General features: G+C 63.4%; 23 protein-coding genes. 11 read left to right on the top strand and 12 right to left on the bottom strand.

Annotated features, from left to right (window positions below; all coding sequences use genetic code 11):
• Positions 1 to 89 precede the first annotated feature (89 nt).
• The 3 genes from DDE20_RS11860 to DDE20_RS11870 form a co-directional block, all read right to left on the bottom strand.
• Positions 90 to 935 (bottom strand): PilZ domain-containing protein, encoded by an 846-nt coding sequence (locus DDE20_RS11860; protein WP_116558729.1) that lies wholly within the window; start codon positions 933 to 935, stop codon positions 90 to 92.
• Positions 936 to 1,038: 103 nt separating this feature from the next.
• Complete coding sequence (locus DDE20_RS11865) at positions 1,039 to 1,677, bottom strand: ChrR family anti-sigma-E factor (protein ID WP_116558730.1); 639 nt, start codon at positions 1,675 to 1,677, stop codon at positions 1,039 to 1,041.
• Positions 1,678 to 1,688: 11 nt separating this feature from the next.
• Positions 1,689 to 2,195: a sigma-70 family RNA polymerase sigma factor gene (locus DDE20_RS11870; protein WP_205961667.1), complete on the bottom strand. Its 507-nt coding sequence runs from the start codon at positions 2,193 to 2,195 to the stop codon at positions 1,689 to 1,691.
• Between the two features lie 252 nt (positions 2,196 to 2,447).
• On the opposite strand from DDE20_RS11870, the gene DDE20_RS11875 reads away from it, so the two are divergent.
• From DDE20_RS11875 to DDE20_RS11885, 3 genes are all read left to right on the top strand, one after another.
• The gene (locus tag DDE20_RS11875; protein WP_116558731.1) at positions 2,448 to 3,740 is read left to right on the top strand and encodes an NAD(P)/FAD-dependent oxidoreductase; all 1,293 of its coding nucleotides are present in this window, start codon (positions 2,448 to 2,450) and stop codon (positions 3,738 to 3,740) included.
• On the top strand, positions 3,737 to 4,519 hold the full coding sequence (locus tag DDE20_RS11880) for a DUF1365 domain-containing protein (protein ID WP_116558732.1): 783 nt from the start codon (positions 3,737 to 3,739) through the stop codon (positions 4,517 to 4,519). Before DDE20_RS11875 ends, DDE20_RS11880 begins: the two co-directional genes overlap by 4 nt.
• A gap of 109 nt (positions 4,520 to 4,628) precedes the next feature.
• A complete protein-coding gene (locus tag DDE20_RS11885; RefSeq protein WP_116558733.1) occupies positions 4,629 to 4,952 on the top strand; it encodes a DUF3775 domain-containing protein in 324 nt (107 codons plus the stop codon).
• A gap of 128 nt (positions 4,953 to 5,080) precedes the next feature.
• Here DDE20_RS11885 and fahA read toward each other — a convergent pair whose 3' ends face one another.
• Both fahA and hmgA read right to left on the bottom strand, forming a co-directional pair.
• A complete protein-coding gene (gene fahA, locus DDE20_RS11890) occupies positions 5,081 to 6,337 on the bottom strand; it encodes a fumarylacetoacetase (RefSeq protein ID WP_116558734.1) in 1,257 nt (418 codons plus the stop codon).
• A gap of 95 nt (positions 6,338 to 6,432) precedes the next feature.
• Complete coding sequence (hmgA, locus tag DDE20_RS11895; protein ID WP_116558735.1) at positions 6,433 to 7,788, bottom strand: homogentisate 1,2-dioxygenase; 1,356 nt, start codon at positions 7,786 to 7,788, stop codon at positions 6,433 to 6,435.
• 172 nt (positions 7,789 to 7,960) lie between these two features.
• On the opposite strand from hmgA, the gene DDE20_RS11900 reads away from it, so the two are divergent.
• The 3 genes from DDE20_RS11900 to DDE20_RS11910 all read left to right on the top strand — a co-directional run bounded on the left by DDE20_RS11900 (position 7,961) and on the right by DDE20_RS11910 (position 10,517).
• Complete coding sequence (locus DDE20_RS11900; protein ID WP_116558736.1) at positions 7,961 to 8,398, top strand: MarR family winged helix-turn-helix transcriptional regulator; 438 nt, start codon at positions 7,961 to 7,963, stop codon at positions 8,396 to 8,398.
• A gap of 32 nt (positions 8,399 to 8,430) precedes the next feature.
• On the top strand, positions 8,431 to 8,889 hold the full coding sequence (locus DDE20_RS11905) for a GAF domain-containing protein (protein ID WP_116558737.1): 459 nt from the start codon (positions 8,431 to 8,433) through the stop codon (positions 8,887 to 8,889).
• Between the two features lie 272 nt (positions 8,890 to 9,161).
• A complete protein-coding gene (locus DDE20_RS11910) occupies positions 9,162 to 10,517 on the top strand; it encodes an MATE family efflux transporter (RefSeq protein ID WP_116558738.1) in 1,356 nt (451 codons plus the stop codon).
• 158 nt (positions 10,518 to 10,675) lie between these two features.
• Here DDE20_RS11910 and DDE20_RS11915 read toward each other — a convergent pair whose 3' ends face one another.
• From DDE20_RS11915 to DDE20_RS11930, 4 genes are all read right to left on the bottom strand, one after another.
• Positions 10,676 to 10,900, bottom strand: a complete 225-nt coding sequence (locus tag DDE20_RS11915) for a DUF1127 domain-containing protein (protein WP_240608024.1) — start codon at positions 10,898 to 10,900, stop codon at positions 10,676 to 10,678.
• 183 nt (positions 10,901 to 11,083) lie between these two features.
• Positions 11,084 to 11,854 carry an FCD domain-containing protein gene (locus DDE20_RS11920; RefSeq protein ID WP_116558739.1) on the bottom strand — a complete coding sequence of 257 codons (771 nt, stop codon included), beginning with the start codon at positions 11,852 to 11,854 and terminating at the stop codon, positions 11,084 to 11,086.
• Positions 11,855 to 12,006: 152 nt separating this feature from the next.
• Entirely contained in the window at positions 12,007 to 12,657 is a 651-nt protein-coding gene (locus tag DDE20_RS11925; RefSeq protein ID WP_116558740.1) for a YiaD family glycine zipper/OmpA-like lipoprotein, read from the bottom strand.
• Positions 12,658 to 12,789: 132 nt separating this feature from the next.
• The gene (locus tag DDE20_RS11930) at positions 12,790 to 13,647 is read right to left on the bottom strand and encodes a methylated-DNA--[protein]-cysteine S-methyltransferase (RefSeq protein WP_116558741.1); all 858 of its coding nucleotides are present in this window, start codon (positions 13,645 to 13,647) and stop codon (positions 12,790 to 12,792) included.
• A gap of 257 nt (positions 13,648 to 13,904) precedes the next feature.
• Between DDE20_RS11930 and DDE20_RS11935 the strand changes: the two genes are divergently transcribed.
• From DDE20_RS11935 to htpX, 4 genes are read left to right on the top strand one after another with little or no spacing between them, the layout of a single operon-like run.
• Positions 13,905 to 15,125: an MFS transporter gene (locus tag DDE20_RS11935; protein ID WP_116558974.1), complete on the top strand. Its 1,221-nt coding sequence runs from the start codon at positions 13,905 to 13,907 to the stop codon at positions 15,123 to 15,125.
• A gap of 39 nt (positions 15,126 to 15,164) precedes the next feature.
• The gene (gene nth / locus DDE20_RS11940; protein WP_116558742.1) at positions 15,165 to 15,809 is read left to right on the top strand and encodes an endonuclease III; all 645 of its coding nucleotides are present in this window, start codon (positions 15,165 to 15,167) and stop codon (positions 15,807 to 15,809) included.
• On the top strand, positions 15,806 to 16,801 hold the full coding sequence (locus DDE20_RS11945; protein ID WP_240608028.1) for an adenosine kinase: 996 nt from the start codon (positions 15,806 to 15,808) through the stop codon (positions 16,799 to 16,801). Before nth ends, DDE20_RS11945 begins: the two co-directional genes overlap by 4 nt.
• 58 nt (positions 16,802 to 16,859) lie before the next feature.
• A complete protein-coding gene (gene htpX / locus DDE20_RS11950; protein ID WP_116558743.1) occupies positions 16,860 to 17,756 on the top strand; it encodes a zinc metalloprotease HtpX in 897 nt (298 codons plus the stop codon).
• An 83-nt stretch (positions 17,757 to 17,839) separates the two neighbouring features.
• Here htpX and DDE20_RS11955 read toward each other — a convergent pair whose 3' ends face one another.
• From DDE20_RS11955 to DDE20_RS11965, 3 genes are read right to left on the bottom strand one after another with little or no spacing between them, the layout of a single operon-like run.
• Positions 17,840 to 18,958, bottom strand: a complete 1,119-nt coding sequence (locus DDE20_RS11955; protein ID WP_116558744.1) for a CaiB/BaiF CoA transferase family protein — start codon at positions 18,956 to 18,958, stop codon at positions 17,840 to 17,842.
• A complete protein-coding gene (locus DDE20_RS11960) occupies positions 18,955 to 19,653 on the bottom strand; it encodes a DsbA family protein (protein ID WP_116558745.1) in 699 nt (232 codons plus the stop codon). Before DDE20_RS11960 ends, DDE20_RS11955 begins: the two co-directional genes overlap by 4 nt.
• An 11-nt stretch (positions 19,654 to 19,664) precedes the next feature.
• Positions 19,665 to 20,240 carry a DUF721 domain-containing protein gene (locus DDE20_RS11965; protein ID WP_240608029.1) on the bottom strand — a complete coding sequence of 192 codons (576 nt, stop codon included), beginning with the start codon at positions 20,238 to 20,240 and terminating at the stop codon, positions 19,665 to 19,667.
• 106 nt (positions 20,241 to 20,346) lie between these two features.
• Here DDE20_RS11965 and mutY point away from each other — a divergent pair, with 106 nt between their 5' ends.
• Complete coding sequence (mutY, locus tag DDE20_RS11970) at positions 20,347 to 21,432, top strand: A/G-specific adenine glycosylase (RefSeq protein ID WP_116558747.1); 1,086 nt, start codon at positions 20,347 to 20,349, stop codon at positions 21,430 to 21,432.
• Positions 21,433 to 21,440 lie beyond the last annotated feature (8 nt).

Here is a 21,440-nt window from a genome sequence, read left to right on the forward strand (position 1 = left end):
AAACCAAACCTTAGCCGAAGAACAACCATGGCCGCCAAGCGACCCGCGCGGGCCTCGCTTCGCTATGCGAAGGCTCCGCTCAGCCCGCACTACCGGCGGGAGTTACACCAACTGTTGGGACACTGCTGGTTCATGCTGAGAACCTTGGCGAGTTGCTCGTCACTGAGCGGCTGTTCGAATCTGGCACCGGCGAAATACTGGTTCCGCCAGACCACCTGCCCGCGCACCATCATCCCGCAGAAATGAAACTCGATCCAGTCATCGCTGACGGTTTTATTGGTCGCTGCCTCCACGCGGATGCCGCTGCGGCTGATGTCGATGATACGGGTGATTGTGCATAATTCGTCATAAACGATATGTAGCGGCACATTGCACATATGCCGTGTCTCGCTGCGCTGGAACCGCCTCCGCCAGAGCGCCAAAAGCGCCAGCATCAGCAGGGCTAGGGCGATGCCGATATAGGGGAGGATCGAGAAACTCTCGGTGTTGAACCGCGAGGCGAGGCGCTCGAAAATTCCGTGTTCGGTCTTGCCCAGTTCAGCGACGCCGGCTTCCGACTCGGGCAGGATAACCTCGCAGCCGAAGTGGTCATCCATGCGCCAGAGGTCATCGTGCAGCAAGGACAGGTCATCATGCACCGCCGCCGCACCGGCACCCTCGGCGCGCAAGAGCTGCGCCCTCTCGGTGAAAAGATCGGCGATCCGCGTCAGGTCGTCGGTGGCATGGATCACCAGATTGCGTTGCAGACCCGCGGCCAGATCCCCCAACGTGCGGATCGCCGCAGCGGGGTCTTCCACCGCCCCCGCGGGCGCGCCATCGCTATGAGCAGTCAACAGCATATTGACCTGCCCGCAGATCGGCAAAATATCCGCCCGCGCCACGCTGCCAACGCCCGTCAGAACCCAGATCACCCCGATGATTGCCAGCCTGCGCATATCCCGCACTCCTTGCCGGAAAAGTTGACGCAAAGGCACTTAAGAAAGGGTTAGGACGGCGGAGGTAAGTCCGTAAAACTTGATATGTCGGCGCGGCTCCGCGTCAGATTTTCACGAAGGGTTGCAGCAAGCGCGGGATCAAACTGTTGAACCGCAGGGGCGCATCGGTGACCGCCAGACAGATGCAATCCGGCCCCGCCTCGGCGGTGGGCGTATGCTCAACGCTTTGATCGGCAATCTCGATATCACCGCGCGCAAACCGCCCGCCCTCATCGCTGAACGCGCCTTGCAACACCAAGGTCAGCTCCAGCCCGCCGTGGCTGTGATCGGGCACTGCGGTGCCGCCGGGAATGCGCAACAACCGCGCCGAGGCCGCTTTGGAGGTGCCCAATATCGCCTGTTTCACGCCGCCGCCAATCGAGCGCCAGCGCACCGCCTCGGCGTCGCCGCCGATATAGGCTTGCAAGGGCGTCGGGAAGACCCCGCGCGAGACCGGCACCGCACGCTCGGCAGGTGCGCCGTTACGAATACGCGCCATCGTCGCGGCAAGACTGCCGTCAGAGACCGGCGCCCTGTCGCAACCCTCCAGCACCGCACCGCCCAGCGCCTCATAGGCCGCCAGACGCGCGCGGCACTCGTCGCAGAGCGAGATATGGGTGGCGACCGCCAGACTATAGGCCTCGGCCAGATCGCCCGCGGCATAGGCGATCAGCAAAGCATCGGTCAGATGATGTCGGATCATCGCTCGGTTCCTCAACTCATGGACTGGCGCAGCTTGCGGATCGCCAGTCGAATGCGGGATTTGATCGTGCCCAATGGCAGGCCGGTTACACGAGCAATCTCGCCGTGGCTCAGATCGCCGAAATAGGCCTTTTCGATCAACTCTCTTTGGTCATCAGGCAGGGCTTTCAGCGCCGCGCCAAGGTGTTCACTGTCCTGCTGAAGGGCCAGAGCGTCGATCTGGTCGGGCTCGGGCTCGGGCCCCCATGGCAGATCTTCGGGCTCGGGCCGCCGGTCGCGGCGCAACAGATCAATCCGCCGGTTGCGCGCAATAGTGAAAATCCAGGTCGAGACATTGGCCCGCGCGGGATCGAACATCGCCGCCTTGCGCCAGACCGTCGCCATCACATCCTGCACGCAATCCTCGGCCTGCGCGGGGGCGGCGCCGGATTTCATCAAGAACCCCTTCAGACGCGGGGCAAAATGACTGAATAGCGCGGCAAAAGCGGCCTCATCCTGCGATTGCGCAACCGCCAGCATCTGCTGCACCAAGAGCCGGTTTTCCTCACCCTGAACCAATCGCGCGCGCTCCTTATGTCGCCGGTTCCCATGCCCGAGGGGCGCGGGTCTGGCAGGTATAGTCAAGGTTTCGCTCTCGATCTGCAACATAAGCCTGTTACGCGGGTCACGCGGCACTGGATCATCGGCGCGGCGAATAATCTCGAGAAAACTTTCTGTCATCCACTTGCGGATCTGCTGCGTAAACCCTGCAACCCAAGTGGAGTTTGACCTATGCCTTTTGAATCCGTCCCGCATCCCCGCCCCAGCGTTGCCATCGTCGGTGGCGGTATCTCAGGCATGGCCGCCGCTTGGCTGCTGGCGCCGGGCAGCCGCGTCACCCTGATCGAGGCCGCGCCGCGTCTGGGTGGCCATGCGCGCACGGTGCTGGCCGGTAAACGCGGAGACCAGCCGGTCGACACCGGTTTCATCGTGTTCAACAAGGTCAATTACCCCAATCTCACCGCGATGTTCGAGGCGCTCGACGTGCCCATTGCACCGGCGAAAATGAGCTTTGGCGCCTCCTTTGATAACGGCGCTTGCGAGTATAATCTCGAGACGCTCGACAGTCTTTTCGCCACCCGTCGCAATATCGCCGATCCGCGGTTCCTGCGCATGGTCCGCGACATCCTGCGGTTCAACGCGCAGGCCGAGGGTGCTGCAAATGATCCCGATATGACCATCCGCGATTTGATGGACCGGCTTGGGATGGGTCGCTGGTTTCGCGAGCGCTATATTACCCCGTTCTCGGGAGCGATCTGGTCAACGCCGAAGGCCCAGATTATGGAGTTTCCCGCCCGCGCCATGGTGCAATTCTTCCGCAACCACGCGCTACTGGAGGCCAGTGGCCAGCATCAATGGCACACGGTCAATGGCGGCTCAGTCGAATATGTCCGCCGCCTGACCCGCGATCTGCAAGTGCGCGGCGTCGAGATCCGCACCTCGGCACCAGTCACCGGCGTGCGGCGGCTGGCTCAGGGCGTGGACTTGCGCTGTCAGGGCGGCACATGGGAGCATTTCGACGAGGTGATCTTTGCCACCCATTCCGACGACACGCTGGCCATGCTCTCGGACGCCAGCGCCTCGGAACGCGCGGCGCTTGGCGCGGTGCAATATCAGGACAACCACGCCATCCTGCACGCTGATGCCGCGGTCATGCCCCGCCGTCGCAAATGCTGGGCAAGCTGGACCTACACCGAGAATAGCGCCGCCGACCGCGAGCGGATCAGCCTCAGCTACTGGATGAACTCCCTGCAACCGATCCCGCAGGACGACCTGTTGATCGTCACCCTGAACGCGCAGCATCCCATCCGCGACGAGCTGATCTATGACAGCGCCACCTTCCGCCATCCGGTCTATGATCTGGCAGCTCTGCAGGCGCAGAAAACCCTGCAAGCGATGAACGGCGCGCGGAACACATGGTTTGCCGGCGCATGGATGCGCAACGGCTTTCATGAAGACGGGTTTGCCAGCGCTGTCGATGTGGTCGAAGCCATGGGCGCGCAGGCGCAGCGGGTCGCGGCATGAGCCATCCCGTGGAACATATCGCCGGAAAGACCTTTCACGCCCGGCGCGGGGCGCTGGAGAACCGCTTTACCTATAGCGTCGATTACCTGCTGCTCGAGCCCGAGGTCGCGCAGCCCGCCCCCGCGATCCTGTCGCGCAACCGGCGCAACCTGCTGTCGGTGCAAGACCGCGATCACGGTGGCGCACGCGGGGCCGGACGCGGCGCCTCATGGGTGCGCGATGTGCTGGCACAGGCCGAAGCACCTACGCCCGCCCGCATCCATTTACTCACCCAGCCTCGGGTCTTGGGGCATGTGTTCAATCCGGTCAGTTTCTGGCTCTGCTTGGACCCGCAGGACGCCTTGATCTGCGTGATTGCCGAGGTCAACAACACCTTCGGCGCGCGCCATTCCTACCTGTGCCACCATGATGATTTTGCCCCGATCCGCTCCGATGACGAGCTTACCGCGCGCAAGATCTTCCACGTCTCGCCGTTCCAGCCGACCGAGGGCAATTACCGCTTTCGCTTTGACATCAGCGCCGAGGCCATCGCCATTCGCATCGACTACGGACACCGCGCAGGCGGGCTGATCGCCACACTGACCGGCCCGCGCAAACCGGCCAGCACTTTGGGCTTACTGGGCGCCATGCTCCGCCGCCCGCTGGGCTCGCGCAGGGTGCTGGCGCTGATCCATTGGCAGGCGTTGAAACTCTGGTGGAAGGGCGCGGGCTATAGGCCACCCGCGCCGGTGCCCGTATCGCCGGTCTCGCCACCGCTGCACGAGAAGGCCGACGCCTGACCCCGCTGCGGTTTTGAGCGGGCACGCGCCCAAAGGCGGCGTCTCACCCCCTTGGCCCTTGCGCGAATCCCCGCATCGCGCAATGCTGATCGGGATAAGGAGGCTCATCATGACGCCCGAAATCAGCACCAAGAAAGTCGTTCACATCATCATCCAGTCCCGCGAGACCAGCCGCGCGGGCGAGGTGCGGGCGTTTATTGATGCGCTCAACGAGGATGAAAAGGCGCATCTGGTGGTGCTGGCATGGATCGGACGCGGCGCCTTCGAGCCCGAGGATTACGCCGATGCCCTCGCCACCGCCTTTTCCGAGGCGACCACACCGACCGCCGATTACCTGATGGGCATGCCGCATCTCTCCGAAAACCTCGAAGCCGGGCTTGAGGCGCTGGATATCGATGTCAGCGATGCCGAGGAAGATTTCTACGACAGGTGACGTCTGGCGGGTGACGGCGTTGGCCCTCGGAAAGCAAAAAAGGGGGCTATGCGCCCCCTCGCCCTGCGGGCTCACCCCGCAGGATATTTTTGGACAGATGACGGGGCAAGTGGCCCAATCAGCCGTGATCAGCGCGCATAAGGATCGGAAAGCGCGGGCAGGACGGTGCCGGTGCAATCGCCAAAGCCGATCGTATAGCCCGCGCCTTTACACGCGCCCTTCAGGGTCAGCGTATCGCCGTCCTCAAGGAAGCTGCGGGTCGCGCCGCCGTCCAGCGTCAACGGCTCTTTGCCGCCCCAGCTCAGTTCCAGCAGACTGCCGCGGCTTTCCGGCGTCGGCCCCGAGATCGTCCCCGATCCCAGCAAATCACCCGCACGCATCGGGCAGCCCGAGGTGGTGTGATGCGCCAGTTGTTGCGCCGCCGAGTAATACATCTGGCTGTAATTGGTCCGCGCAATCACGCTGGGCGCAGCGCCCTGCGGCGCCAGTTCCACCGTCAGATCAATGTCATAGAGCATCGGCCCCGGCTCTCTCAGATGCGGCAGAAGTTCCTTCTCGCGCGCGGGCGTGCTGGTGCGGAACGGCTCCAGCGCCTCTTTGGTGACAATCCACGGGCTGATCGTGGTCGCGGTGGCCTTGGCCTGGAACGGCCCCAGCGGCTGGTATTCCCAGGCCTGAATATCACGCGCCGACCAGTCGTTCAGCAGCACATAGCCGAAGATATTCTCATCCGCCTCCGCCACCGAGATCGGCCCTTCTGAGGGGGTGCCGACGATCGCGCCCATCTCCAGCTCGAGATCAAAACGCGCACAGGGTGCCCAACGCGGCGCATCGTCATTCGGGCCTTTCAACTGGCCCCAAGGACGGCGCACATCGCTGCCCGAAACCACCACCGACGAGGCGCGGCCATTATAACCAATCGGGATATGCAGCCAGTTCGGCGGCAGCGCATTCTCGGCACCGCGGAACATCGTGCCGACATTCACCGCATGGTTCTTACCGGCATAGAAATCGGTGTATTCGCTGACGTTGAACGGCATATGCAGCGTCACAGCGCCCAGCGCATAGAGATGCGGCTCGATCTGGTCGCGGGTGCCGCTGTCGGCGGCAAGATGGCCGAACAGCAGCTTGCGCAGATGCGCCCAGACCGCCGAGCCAGCCGACATCACCGGATTCCACGCGCCGCGATCCAAATGCGGCGCACCGGTTAGCGGCAGCAGCCCGGATTTCTCCAGCGCCGCCACATCGAGCACGAAATCGCCAATCGCCACGCCGCAGCGCGGCGCCGAACCGGCGGTGGAAAACACCCCGTAGGGCAGGTTGTTCAGGGGGAAGGGGCAGTCGGGGTCATTTGCGGTGTCGACCCAGGAACGAATGAGCGTCATAGGATGTCCTGCGTAGGGTGTGTGCTATGCACGCACCGTGATGGATGGCGCGGGCGCATGCAACCACGCGCCCGGTGAAATGCTGTCGCCTGAGATTACTTCTTACCGGGCGTGCCGTCGAATTTCTTCTCGAGGTCGGTCCAGCAGTCGATGTAATCATCCTGCAGCGGCGCCTCATTGGCGGCAAAGCCGGTCAGATGCTGCGGGAACCGGGTTTCGAACATGAAGGACATAGTGTTGTCCAGCTTGTCGGGCCCCAGATTGGCGTTCGACGCGCCCTCAAAGGCGTTGCGGTCCGGCCCATGCGGCAACATCATATTGTGGAGACTCATACCGCCCGGCACAAAACCCTGCGGCTTCGCGTCATATTGGCCGTAAATATTGCCCATCATCTCGGACATGATGTTCTTGTGATACCACGGCGGACGGAAGGTGTTCTCGGCCACCATCCAGCGCTCGCGGAACAGCACAAAGTCGATATTCGCGGTGCCCGGCTGGCCCGATGGCGCGGTGAGCACGGTGAAAATCGACGGGTCGGGATGGTCAAACAGCACCGCGCCGACCGGACAATAGGTGCACAGATCGTATTTATAGGGCGCGTAATTGCCGTGCCAGGCCACCACATCCAGCGGCGACTGGCCGATTTTGGTCTCATGGAACTGCCCGCACCATTTGATCGTCAGGGTCGAGGGCACTTCGCGATCCTCATAGGCGGCCACCGGTGCCCTAAAGTCACGCGGGTTCGCCATGCAGTTCGCGCCAATCGGCCCACGGCCCGGCAGTTCGAATTTCTGGCCGTAGTTCTCGCAGACAAAACCGCGGCACGGCCCCTCAATCACCTCGACACGGTAAACCAGCCCGCGCGGGAGGATCGCGATCTCCTTAGGCTCCAGATCAATGATCCCCAGCTCGGTGCAAAACCGCAGGCGCCCCTCTTGCGGCACCACCAGCAGCTCGCTGTCAGCGCTGTAGAAATAGCTGTCGACCATCGACTCGGTGACCAGATAGACATGGCTCGCCATCCCCACCTGCGTGTTCACATCTCCCGCCGTGGTCATCGTGCGCATGCCGGTCAGCCAGGTCAGCGCCTCGCCGGTATGCGGCACCGGATCCCAGCGATACTGACCCAACGAGACCACATCGGGATCGACATGTGGCGCGGATTTCCAATGCGGCAGGTCGATCTTGGTGTAGCGGTGCGAGTGTTTCACCGAGGGGCGGATGCGGTAGCACCAGGTCCGCTCAGGCCGTACATCGGTGAAGGCGGTGCCCGAGAGTTGCTCGCCATAGAGCCCGTATTCGCATTTCTGCGGGCTGTTCATCCCCTGCGGCAGCGCGCCGGGCAGCACCTCGGTCTCGAAGTCATTCCCGAAACCGGGCATATAGCCCTCATGGACGCCGCCGAGGCTGGGGGCGCGGGTCATTCCCTCGGGCAGGGCCGGGTCACTCATGGCTTGCTCCTTGCTTGGAAAACATTCATCTGTGTTACCGGTATTTATTGCAACTGCAACAATGTCAAGCCCACAGCCCCCGCACCCGTCGGAGGCAACCACCAGACACCGCGCTGGATGATTGAATTCCCCGAGGCTTTATGATCGGGTTCCTTACCTTGTGGAGACAGCCATGCCTGACCCTTTCAGTTTTGATCTCAACAGCTTCCTGCCCTATCGGCTGGCCGCTGCTGCCAGTCGTATCAGCCGCAAATTCTCCGAGCGTTATCGCAGTGAATTCGGCATTTCGATCCCCGAATGGCGGGTGCTGGCGCATCTCTATCAATCCGGCGATGTCTCGGTGCGCGATATCGAGGCGCGGATCGATATGGAGAAATCCAAGGTCAGCCGCGCCGCCACACGGCTGGAAACCGCCGGTTTCATCACCAAAGCGGTCAATGACAGCGACCGCCGGTTGCTGTCATTGCGCCTGACCGAGGAGGGCAAGGCGCTGGTCGCACGGTTGCTGCCGGTGGCGATGCAGTTTCAAAGCGAGATGCTCGAGCAACTCGGCCCCTTGGCCGAGGGGCTGGACGCCGGTCTGACGGTTTTGCTGCAAGACGAAAGCTGACGCTAACCCCCACGCGATACACAGGAAGCCATATGGCCGTCGACTACCCCACCCTCGCCCAAACCATCCACGCCCTGACCGAAGGCGAGGATGACGCCGTCGCCCTGATGGCCACCGTGGCCTGCGAGGTGCATCATTCGGACGACCGCTTTGACTGGACCGGTTTCTACCGCGTCACCGCGCCGGAATTGTTGAAAATCGGCCCCTATCAGGGTGGCCACGGCTGTCTGGTGATCCCGTTTTCACGCGGCGTCTGCGGCACGGCGGCGCGCTCCGGTCAGGTGCAACTGGTGCCCGATGTCGAGGCATTCGAGGGCCATATCGCCTGCGCGTCGAGCACCCGCTCGGAACTGGTGCTGCCGGTGTTCAACGGCGCCGGAGAGGTGATCGCGGTGTTTGATATCGACAGCGACCAGCCGGATGCGTTCACCCAAGAGGACGCCGAGGCCTTAACCGCGATCCTCAACGAGGTTTTCGCGCAGGTCAGCTGATACCGTCTGGCCCGTGGAAACCACGGGCCGCGCCCGACCCTCCCCCCGGGAGGGCGCATTGGTGATGCCCTTCACAGCGCAACCCACATCAATGCTTTGATGCGCAACACCCCGTTCCAAACACCCCAGCGCCCACCCCGGGGTCGGGCGCAGCCCTCCGCGCTTGACTTAAACGCGCAGATTCAAACGCATGGGGCTTTGCCAAGACGCCGCAATCGGGCATAGGTTGAGGCAGGGCGCGGAGAAGCGCCCGTCAACATCCGGACAGATCCATGACCACAGCCCCCGCGCACACCGGTTTTCTTCGCAATGCACGCGCCGTTCTCGTGCTCGGCCTGCCGCTGGTCGGCAGCCATGTCGCGCAATTCGCGCTGCATGTGGTCGATACGGTGATGCTGGGCTGGTATTCGGTCACCGATCTCGCCGCCGGAGCCTTGGGCGCGACGGTGTTTTTCGTGTTTTTCACCCTCGGCTCGGGCTATGCCCATGCGGTGATGCCGCTGGTCGCCACCAATGCCGCCGGTGACAATGACGCCGAGGTCCGCCGCGCCACCCGTATGGGAATGTGGCTGTCGCTGCTTTATGCGCTGATTGTGCTGCCGGTGTTCCTCTTCGCCTCGCCGATCCTTGGCGCGATGGGCCAAGACCCCGATGTCGCGCGATTGGGCGGCGCCTATATGTCGATGGTCGGCTTTGGCATTGGTCCGGCGCTCGTGGTGATGGTGCTCAAAAGCTACCTCGCCGCACTCGAGCGCACGCAGGTGGTGCTCTGGACCACGGTCGGCGCGGTGTTTGTCAATATCGGCATCAATTACCTGCTGATTTTCGGCAATTTCGGCTTTCCCGAGATGGGTGCGCGCGGCGCCGCGATTGCCTCGGTGACGGTGCAGGTGTTCACACTGGTGATCCTGCTCGCCTATGCCGCTTGGCTGCCGGCGCTGCGCCGCTATCACCTGCTGATCCGCTTCTGGCGGCCTGACTGGCAGGCGCTGCGCATGGTGCATGTGATGGGCTACCCGATCGGGCTGGCGCTGCTGGCCGAGACCGGTCTGTTTGCCGCCTCTTCGGTGATGATGGGCTGGCTGGGCAAGGAAACGCTCGCCGCGCATTCCATCGCTCTCGAGATCACCGCGATGTTCTTCATGGTCCATCTGGGCCTGTCGAATGCGGGCACGGTGCTGGTTGGACGCGCCAAAGGCCGCGGCGATACCGAGGCGCTGCGCGCCGCCGCCCGCGCCTCACTGGTGTTGTCGCTGGGCGTGGCGCTGTTCACCGTGGCGGTCTATGTGATCTTTGCCGAGACTATGGTCGGGCTGTTCCTTAGCCCCGATGACCCCGAGCGCAGCTTTATCATCCCGCTAGGTATCTCGCTTCTGTGGGTCGCGGCGCTGTTCCAGCTGGCCGATTCAGCGCAGGCGATGGCGATGGGCTTTCTGCGCGGCATCCATGACACCCGCCAGCCGATGCTGATCGCGGCGGTGTCCTATTGGCTGATCGGCCTGCCCATCGGCTACGGGCTGGGCTTTTTGCTCGGGCTCGAGGGGGTCGGCGTCTGGTTCGGTCTGGTGACCGGCCTCACCGCCGCCGCGATTGCCCTGCATATCCGCTTCTGGCGTGCGATTGCCTGAAGGGATTGCGGTCACGTTGGATTTTTGGGGATAGGTCGCGCTGCACTCTCGTCTCGGCGCCGGTGACGGAGGCTGGCTGAACCGTCAAGGACGGTTGCCAGCGTCGTCACATCAGTCGTCTCGTCACATCGCGCCGAAGTGGCGCGCTGCAGTCTCGCTTAGGCGTATTCGGCAGCGGCTTGTTTCGCCACATCGGTGATATCCGAGCGCGACAGACCGATATCGGCCAGATCACGATCCGACAGCATCGAGAGTTCGTCAAAGACCTGACGGTAGGCTTGGTTTTGCTGCGCTTTGACGCGCATCCGCTCGCCGAACTGGCGCAGCGAGGCCATAATGCCGGTGTTGTGGTGGTGGTTGTGAAGAATATCTGTAGCAGACATGTTTTGCTCCTTGCAGTTAAGTCAGGGTGGTTTACCCTTCCGTCTCTACATAGGCTTATGCTGCAGTTGCACAATAGCGCTGCGGCGCAATGCCGCTATGCGAGTCCCGCATGCCTGTTGGCGCTATCATCTGAATCGTTTCAACCGCTTGTTTGAAACGCCACGCCAAGCACCAGTCTCGCACTAACCCCGCTCGACCGCGTATTTATACCGCAGCTGCGCGATCCCCTCGTGTTTGTCTGCCTTGCGCAGATCATCGAGCACCGTCTCGACATAGGTCATATGCGCCTCGGCGGCCTCGCGCGCGGCTTTCGGATCGCGCGCCTGAATCGCCAGATGGATCGCGCGGTGCTGCTCCAAAAGCGTGTCGCGGGTGGTGCATTGGCGGAACAATTGTTGGCGGTTATAGAACACACCGGCCTTGAGCAGATCGAACATCACCCGCATCGTATGCAGCATGACAATGTTATGGCTGGCCTCGATAATCGCCAGATGGAACTCGGCATCGAGCGCGGCTTCATCCGCCGCATGCTGGCGGAAATGCGCCTCTTCCATCTTGGAAAACACCGCTTCGATGACCTTCAGATCGGTCTCCGAACCAAACCGTGCCGCCCGCTCCGCCGCCATCCCCTCAAGATCGCGCCGGAAGGACACATAGTCGAACACCGCCTCGTCATGGGTGGCAAAGAGCTCGATCAGCGCCTTCGGAAAGGTCGATTGCAGCATATCGGCGACATAAACGCCGGACCCCGCCCGCGAGACCAGAAGTTCGCGCGCTTCCAGATCGGCAATCGCTTCACGCAATGACGGCCTTGAGACGCCCATCCGCTCGGCCAGATCCCGCTCCGAGGGCAGCCGTTCGCCGGGGCGCAACAACCCGCGCAGGATCAACAGCTCGATCTGACGCACAACGCCTTTGGCAAGCTTTTCTTGGTGAACGGGCTGAAACGGCATAACTCTCCTCGATTGGTCAAAAGATATGACCAAACGCCCCCATCGGCAAGGTGATTTGCGCTGAAAAAAGGGGCCGGACGCAGCGCCCGACCCCCGATATTTCGCACCACCGCGCAGGCTTACAGCACGGTGTATCGCTCTGTGATCCGACCTCAGCCGTTCGGGCGAATGGTGATCTCCACCCGGCGGTTCTGCGCCCGACCCGTTGCCGTGGTATTCGGCGCCACCGGCTGCGTCTGTCCGGCCCCGCGCGCGACCACACGGCGCGAGGGCACGCCCGAGGAAATCAGCACACCCGCCACCGAATCGGCACGCCGCTCGGAAAGGCTCTGGTTGTAGCCGGCGCTGCCGGTGCTGTCGGTATGGCCGGTGACCAAGACCACCGAGTCGGGATAGCGCTGCAGGTTGCCCGCAATCGCCACCAGATCGGCGCGCAGATCGCCGCGCAGCGTCGCGCTATCGGTGGCAAAGAGGATATCCTGCGGCATCGTCACCACGATTTCCGAACCGGTGTTGACCACGCCCACATCCGAGCCCACCGCAGCGCGTAATTCCGCCGCCTGCCGGTCCAGATGGCCACCGATCGCACCACCGGCAATCGCGCCAAGACCCGCGCCAATCGCCACTTCGGGCGCGCGTCCACCGCTGCCGGTTGCGGCACCCAGCAGACCGCCGATGGCCGCGCCGCTCAACATGCCGGTGCGCTCGCGGCTGTATTCGCCGGTGTTCGGATCGGTGCAGCCAGCAATCAATGCGACAGCGGCCAGAGCGGCAAAAGCCTTGGGTGCAAACATTAAATTCATCTCCTCGAGAATAGATTTCAAAGCACAGCCTATTCAATTGACCTGGGCATAGACAGGGTCAAGTGACCGCTGCGCGCCTCACGATCCTTTGATCGGCGGAAACCTGCAAGAGGCACCCGGCTTTGTCAGTCCTCAGGCGACATCCGCCCGCGCCGCCTCATAGGCCAGCATCGCGCGTTTCACCGGCAGCCCCCAATGATAGCCGCCCAACTGCCCCGATTTCGCCAGCGCCCGGTGGCAAGGGATCAGCCAGGACACCGGATTGCGCCCCACCGCCGTGCCCACCGCGCGCATCGCGGTCGGGCGGCCAATCGCGCGGGCGATCTCGGAATAGGTGGTGACATGGCCGCTCGGCACCTGCAGCAGCGCCTCCCAAACCTTAAGCTGGAACGGCGCGCCAATCAGATAGAGCGGCGCCGGTTCACCACTGGAGGCCGCGCCAAAGGCCGCTGCCACCCAGTCGCGCAACCGGTCGGGTGCCTCGACATATGTCGCCTTCGGCCAGCGCTTGCGCAGATCCTCAAAGGCGACCTCGGCCCCCATATCCGCAGCAAACCCCATGCCACAGAGCCCACGGCCGGTGCCCATGACAATCGCCGGACCAAAGGGGCTGTCGAACCAGCCCCAGTAGATCACCAACCCCGCCGCGCCCTTGGCATACTCCCCCGGCGTCATCGCCTCCCAGCGCAGAAACAGATCATGCAGCCGCCCGCCGCCCGAGAGCCCGGCCTCTTGCGCCGCATCCAAGACGGTGAACCGCTCGGCCAGCAACCCCCGCGCGTGGTTGAGCGCCAGATACTGCTGATAGCGTTTCGGCGAGACCCCGACCCAACGGGTGAACACCCGCTGAAAATGCGCCGCAGACATTCCCAGCCGGGCTGCCAGATCCTCCAGCGACAGCCGCGCCCCGCCCGCCGCATCCAGCTCCTCGATCGCCCGCGCAATCACCCCGTAATGATAACCGCGCTCCGCCTCCGAACCCTCAGCCATTCCGCTCACCCTCTGATCCATCTCCCTGCCCCCGTCATCTGTCCATAAATATCCTGGGGGAGTCGCGCGCCGCGCGGCGGGGGCAACGCCCCCTCTTCCCATCCTTCAGGGATACCACAGCCCCGCCTGCTGCAGCGACCCGTTTCCTGCGCAAATCTGCCACAGCGCCGCCGCCGCGCAACCAATGCGCGCATCCCCTCTGGACCAGACCACAACTTGCCGCCATGGTGGCCACATCCTGCAGTCTGGTGCCTGCCATGCGTGTGTTGATTTCCTTCGCGGCCCTGTTTTCATCGGTGTTGATGCTGCAACTCGCGTTCGGCGGCGTGGTGCCGCTTGATGCGCTTTCCGGCGCTCTTCTGGGCTTTACCGGCGCGCAGATCGGCCTGTTGGGTTCGGCGCATTTTCTGGGGTTCTTTATCGGCTGCTGGTGGGCCCCGCGGCTGATGGGCGATGTCGGCCATTCGCGCGCCTTTGCCGCCTTTACCGCCGCCGGCACAATCTCGATCCTCGCGCATATGATGCTGGTCGATCCCTGGGCCTGGACCCTGATGCGGGTGATCTCGGGCATGGCCATCGCTGGTTGCTACACGATCATCGAGGCCTGGGTGCAGTCACGTGTCACCAATAAGACGCGGGGCCGCGCGATGGGCGTCTACCGCGTGGTCGATGTCTCGGGCAGTTTCGGCGCACAGTTGCTGATCGCCTTTCTCGAACCCGCAGTCTACCTGAGCTACAACCTCCTCGCCTTGATCGCATGCGCCGCGCTGTTCCCGGTGCTGCTGACCAAATCCGCCGCCCCCGCCACCGGCACGGCCCCGCGCCTGCGCCCCAAACTGGCGTGGCAACGCTCGCCGCTCGGCGCCACGGGGGTGGTGGTCTCGGGCATCACCGGCGCCGCCTTCCGGATGGTCGGCCCGCTGTATGGCCTCGCGGTCGGGCTTTCGGCGGACCGGATCGCGCTCTTCTTATCGGCCTATGTTTTGGGCGGCGCGCTGGCGCAGCTTCCGGTCGGCTATCTGGCCGATAAATACGACCGCCGCTATGTGCTGATCGCCCTCTCGGCGGCAGCGATGCTCGGCTGCGCGGTCATGGCGATGGCCACGCAAGGCGGCGTGACACTGCTGTTTCTCGCCGCCGGTTTCTTTGGCGCCACCACCTTTCCGATCTACTCGATCTCCACCGCCCACGCCCATGACTTCGCCGCGCAGGACGAGCGTGTCGAACTCTCTGCCGCGCATATGTTCCTCTATGCGCTCGGCGCGATTGCCAGTCCGGTGATCGCCTCGGCGCTGATCACCGGCTTCGGCCCCGGCGCGATGTTCGGCTTTATCGCATTGGCGCATCTGATGCTGATCCTGTTCGGCCTGCTGCGCATCCGCGCCCGCGCCGCACCCGAGGATCGCACGCGCTACGTCTATGCGCCGCGCACCTCCTTCATCATCGGACGGCTTTTGCGCCGCAAACCCGAGCGCTGAGCCTTGCCCTTGGCCCCTCGCTTGGTGCAAGTAGACCCCATGGCTGCGCAACTCGATTATCACACCATCCGCACGATCTTTGAACGGTTTCAGGCGCAAAACCCCGCGCCCGAGGGCGAATTGGATCACACCAACGTCTATACCCTGCTGGTTGCCGTGGCGCTCTCGGCGCAATCCACCGATATCGGCGTCAACCGCGCCACCGCCGAGCTGTTCAAAATCGCCGATACGCCCGAGAAAATGCTGGCACTCGGCGAAGAGGGTGTGATCGAGCATATCAAGACCATCGGCCTTTACCGCAACAAGGCCAAGAATGTGATCAAGATGGCGCAGATGCTAGTCGATGATTTCGGCGGCGAAGTGCCCAACTCCCGCGCCGCGCTCGAACTTCTGCCCGGTGTCGGGCGCAAAACCGCGAATGTGGTGCTCAATATGTGGTGGGATTACCCCGCGCAGGCGGTCGACACCCATATCGAGCGTATCGGCAACCGCACCGGCATCTGCCCCGGCAAGAACGTCGTCGCCGTCGAGCGCGCAATCGAAGACCATATCCCCGTCGACTTCCAAAAACACGCGCATCTGTGGATGATCCTGCACGGCCGCTACGTCTGTAAAGCCCGCAAACCCCTTTGCGGCGCATGCGTGATCCGTGATCTCTGCCCATACGAGGACAAAACCCTGTGACCCGTAAAACCTATCAAGTCGCCGGTATCGGCAATGCGATTGTCGATGTGATTTCGACCGTGGACGACCCGTTTCTCGAGCGGATGGAGATCCACAAAGGTATCATGCAGCTCATCGAGCGTGAGCGTGCCGAGACGCTTTATGCCGCGATGGATGACCGGCAAGAGGCCTCGGGCGGCTCGGTCTGCAACACCATTGCCGGTGCCGGAGCGCTGGGGTTGAAAACCGCACTTGTGGGCCGTGTGCGCGACGATGACCTCGGGCGCTTTTTCGCCAGCGACACCGAACGCGCCGGCACCGCCTTCGTCAATCCGCCGGTTGCGGGTGGGGAACTGCCGACTTCGCGCTCGATGATTTTCGTCACCCCGGATGGCGAGCGTTCGATGAACACCTATCTCGGCATCTCCGCCGAGGTCGGCCCCGATGATGTCGACGCCGCGGTGATGGCGGATACCGAGGTGCTGTTTCTCGAGGGCTATCTGTTCGACAAACCCAAGGGCAAAGACGCCTTCCTCAAAGCCGCCCGCGCCTGCCGCACCGCCGGTGGCCGCGTCGGCATTGCGCTCTCGGACCCCTTCTGCGTCGACCGCCACCGCTCGGATTTCCTCCAGTTGGTCGCCGAAGAAATGGATTACGTGATCGGCAACCAACAGGAATGGGTCTCGCTCTATCAGGTCAACACGCTAGACGAGGCGCTCGAACGCGCCGCCGCCGATTGCGAGATCGTGGTCTGCACCCGCTCGGGCGAGGATGTGGTGCTGATCCAGAACGGTGCCCGCGTCGAGGCACCGGTCCATAAGGTGGTGCCGGTCGATGCCACCGGCGCTGGCGATCAATTCGCCGCCGGTTTCCTTTACGGGCTGGTCAAAGACCTGCCGCTCGAGACCTGTGGCCGCATGGGCTGTATCGCCGCCGCCGAGGTGATCACCCATCTCGGCGCCCGCCCGCACCGCGATATTCTGGCGCTGTTCAAAGCCGAAGGGCTGGTCTGAACCCACTTGCAGCACACCCCGCGCTTGCCCATATAATTACCCAATCACGGAGGGCTGGATGGGCTACGTCAAAACCGGAATACTGATGGCCGCGATGACCGGGTTGTTTCTCGGCATGGGCTATATCTTGGGCGGTGCCACCGGCGCGCTGATTGCACTGGCAGTGGCGGCGGGGATGAACGCCTTCGCATGGTGGAACTCGGACACGATGGTCTTGCGCATGCACAACGCGCGCGAAGTTGACGCCCATACCGCGCCCGAATTGCAAAAGATGGTGATGGATCTGGCGCGCAACGCCGATATGCCGACGCCCAAAGTCTATATCATCCAGAATGACCAGCCCAACGCCTTTGCCACCGGCCGCAACCCCGATAATGCCGCCGTCGCCGCCACCACCGGTCTTCTCGATCGCCTCTCGTCGGAAGAGGTCGCTGCGGTGATGGCCCATGAGTTGGCGCATATCCGCAATTACGACACATTAACGATGACCGTCACCGCAACCTTTGCCGGTGCGATCTCGATGCTGGCCAATTTCGCCATGCTCTTTGGCGGCGGGCGCAACCGGCAGAACCCGATTGCGATGATCGCGATGATGATCCTCGCGCCTTTGGCCGCCGCGCTGGTGCAGATGGCGATCTCGCGGTCGCGCGAATACGAGGCTGACCGGATCGGCGCCGAAATCTGCGGCAACCCCTTGTGGCTCGCCTCCGCCTTGCAGCGCATTCAGGGTTTCGCCAGCCAGATCGATAACGCCAGCGCCGAGCGCAACCCCGCCTCGGCGCATATGTTCATCATCAACCCGCTGCACGCGTTCAAACGCGACAAGCTGTTTTCGACCCATCCGGCGACCGAAAACCGCGTCAAAACGCTCGAGAAAATGGCCGCTGAGATGGGCGTTCAATCTGCCCCAAGCCGCAGCAGCCGCAGGCCGGATCGCTCCGGCCCGTGGTCCTAAGCGTCCACCGCGCATTTGCCCCGTCATCTGTCCATAAATATCCCGGGGGTGAACTCGCAAAGCGAGTGAGGGGGCAGCGCCCCCTAGTTATCCGCCTCGCCCAGTTCCGGCGCCGGCAGGTCCGACGCACAGCGCTGCCCGTCAATGACAAAGGGCGAGCGCACGCCCTTATGCGCGCCCAGATCCAGCTCCATACCGCGCGCCTGAACCTGCGGATCGGCGAACACCTCATCCATGGTGTTGATCGGCCCCGCAGGCACGCCCTTGGCCTCGCAAGCCGCCAGCAGATCGGCCTTTGACCAGCCCACCGTCACCGCGCCCAACTCTTCCATCAGCGCCACGCGGTTGGCCACGCGGCTGGCGTTATCCAGATAATCGGGATGGCGCATCAGATCCTCACGCCCCAGCAACCCACAGAGCCGCTGGTATTGCCCGTCATTGCCGGTGGCGATGATGATATGCCCGTCGCTGCATTCAAACACCTGATAGGGCACCAGATTGGGATGCACATTGCCGGTGCGCCCCGGCGGCGTGCCGGTGGCGAGGTAATTCATCGCCTGATTGGCCATCACCGAAACCGCGCAATCCATCAGGCTCAGGTCCAGATGCGCGCCCTTGCCCGACTGGTGACGCGCATGCACCGCCGCCAGAACAGCGGTCGAGGCATAGACGCCGGTGAACAGATCGGTCACCGCCACGCCAACACGGTGCGGCTCGCCCTCACTCGGCCCGGTGATCGACATCAGCCCGGACATGCCCTGAATGATGTAATCATAGCCCGCGCGGTGCTTATAGGGTCCGTCCTGCCCGAAACCGGTGATCGAGCAATAGATCAGCGCCGGAAACTCGGCGCTCAAGCTGGCGTAATCCAGCCCGTATTTGGCCAGCCCGCCAACCTTGAAATTCTCGATCAGGATATCCGCGTCTTTCAGCAGATCGCGCACTTTCTGCTGCCCCTCGGGCGTGCGGAAATCCGCCACCACCGAGCGTTTGCCACGGTTGGCCGCATGGAAATACGCCGCCACCTTACCGCCCTCGCGGTCAATGAACGGCGGCCCCCAGCGGCGGGTATCGTCGCCCTCGGGCGCCTCGACCTTAATCACCTCGGCCCCCAGATCGGCCAGCGTCTGGCCGGTCCAGGGTCCAGCAAGAATGCGCGCCAACTCGACGACGCGCAGACCTTTCAACGGCGTGTTACTCATTCCGATGCAGGCAGCAGCGGGTCGAGGATCTCCTGAAATTCGGCGAAACTCATGTTGGAATAGGTCTCGCCGTTGATCACGAACGAGGGGGTGCCGGTGATGCCGTATTCTTCCATATTGTTCTGGTAGACCTGCATCATCGCGGTCGCCTGATCGCGGTCGGTCAGACAGGCGTTGAGCTCCTCGTCGCTCATCCCGGCGCGGCGCCCGATGCGGCGCAGGCTGTCGGCGACGTCGGCACCGCTCTCGCCACGTGCCCAGTCGCTTTGCTCGGCATAGATCATCTCGGCGACACCGAAATACCGCATCTGCCCACCGCAACGCGCGACCAAGGCGGCCCAGAGCCCGTAAGCGTCGAAATACACCTCGCGCTTGATATAGCGCACCAGACCCGTGTCGATATAGGCCTCTTTCAGATCATTATAGACGGTCTGGTTGAACCGCGCGCAATGCGGGCAGGTGAAGGAGGAAAACTCCATGATGGTGACTTCGGCCTCGGGGTTGCCCGCCTCCATCTCCAGCACCTGCGAAATGTCGATCTCGGCGCCGTCCGAGGTCTGCGCCTGCGCCGCGCCGGGTTCAATCAGCGTGCTGCCCGGAAGCGGGGCGCCACCGCTCAGCGAGGCATAGAGGTTGTAGCCACCGACCGCGGTCAGGGCCGCAGCCCCCGAGAGCAAAAGCGTGCGTCTTTGCATGAGTAATCCTTTCATTCACCACCCGATCCAACTGGATCGCGCGTATTCTTTTTCAACAAAACATTGGTGGCCAGCCGGTCCAAAGCCGATTTCAAATCTGTGTCCGCCACCCCTTGGGTCATCCCCGACACCACCCCGCGCGCCCGCTCCAAGGCCTGCGGCGAGGGCGTGCGGATATTCGCCGCCTCGAAAGGCGTCTGCGGTTCGGCAAAGCCCTCGGCCGCGGTCTGCGTCACCCTGATCCGCGAGATCGCGGCATAGCCATAGATCGCATTGACCTTCTCGCGCAGCTTTTCCAACTGCATCTGCACCAAAGGCGCCGCCGCGCCCGAGGCCAGCAAGGTCAGCGTCGCCCCCATGCCGCCCTGCGCGTAGCCAATCTTGACCGGACGGCACAACGGCGCCAGTTGCGGACCCGCGACCTCGGGCCAATGGGTCAGCAGTTTGGTCACCGCAAAGCCGCGGGTTTCCCCTGCCTTGCGAATCGGATCGCGTAGCAGCCCCGATGCGGCCTCGAACCCGCGCATCCGGCGCTTAGGCCGCGCGCTGCCTGTCTTCGCCCCCGATCCTCGGGGTTTTTTCGCCATAGAAGCCATGCGGCACCGTGCTTTCCTGTGTCTTGGCACTAGTCTAGTGAGTTACACGACCATGGCCAGAGGGGCCACGATAAAGCCGGATCAAAGGGCGTCAAGAATGCGTGACGAAATTGCGAGGAGCGAACCCGCCTTGGCGCTGCTGCGCTGGTATGACAGCGCCGCGCGGGTGCTGCCGTGGCGCGTCAGCCCCGCCGACCGCGCCGCCGGCGTGCGCCCCGATCCCTACCGCATCTGGCTCTCCGAGGTGATGTTGCAACAGACCACGGTGGCTGCGGTTAAGGATTATTTCCACCGTTTCACTACACGCTGGCCCGATGTGCAGGCCCTCGCCGCTGCCGAGGATGCCGAGGTGATGGCGGAATGGGCGGGGCTCGGCTATTACGCCCGCGCCCGCAATCTGCTGGCCTGCGCGCGACAAGTCACCGAGTTGGGCGGCTTTCCAGATGACGCCAAAGCCCTGCGCGCCCTGCCCGGTATCGGCCCCTATACCTCGGCGGCGATTGCCTCGATCGTCTGGGAGCGGCAAGAGACCGTGGTCGATGGCAATGTCGAACGGGTGGTGTCGCGGCTGTTTGCGGTCACCGAGCCGCTGCCGAAATCCAAACCGAAGCTGACAGCGCTGGCCGAGATCCTCACGCCCGCGCAGCGCCCCGGCGATTACGCGCAGGCGATGATGGACCTCGGCGCCACTATCTGCACTCCGCGCAACCCGAAATGCGACGCCTGCCCGCTCTCGGGGTTTTGTCAGGCCTATGCCCAAGGCATCGCCGCCAGCCTACCCGCCAAAACCCCGAAAGCCGCCAAACCGGTGCGACGCGGCATCGCCTATGTGGCGCTGCGCGAAGATGGCGCGCTGCTTTTGGAAACCCGCCCACCGCGTGGCCTCTTGGGCGGCACCTTGGGTTGGCCGGGCACCGAATGGCGCGCGGACTGGACCGAGCCTCTACCCCCTGCCCCACCGCTCGCCGCCGAGTGGCAGGACCTCACCGGCCTCGTGCGCCACACCTTCACCCATTTCCATTTGGAACTGACCGTCGCCATTTCCCGTGTTGCCGTGGACGCGCAGCCCAAAACAGGCGCGTTCCACCCTGAATTCAGCCCCAGCGCCCTGCCCACAGTGATGCGCAAAATCTGGGAACACGCAGCGTCAGATCCCCTATTCGCGGCGCATTTCCCGCGTTAGACTGCCGG

Source organism: Pararhodobacter oceanensis (assembly GCF_003076755.1).
Classification (GTDB): domain Bacteria; phylum Pseudomonadota; class Alphaproteobacteria; order Rhodobacterales; family Rhodobacteraceae; genus Pararhodobacter; species Pararhodobacter oceanensis.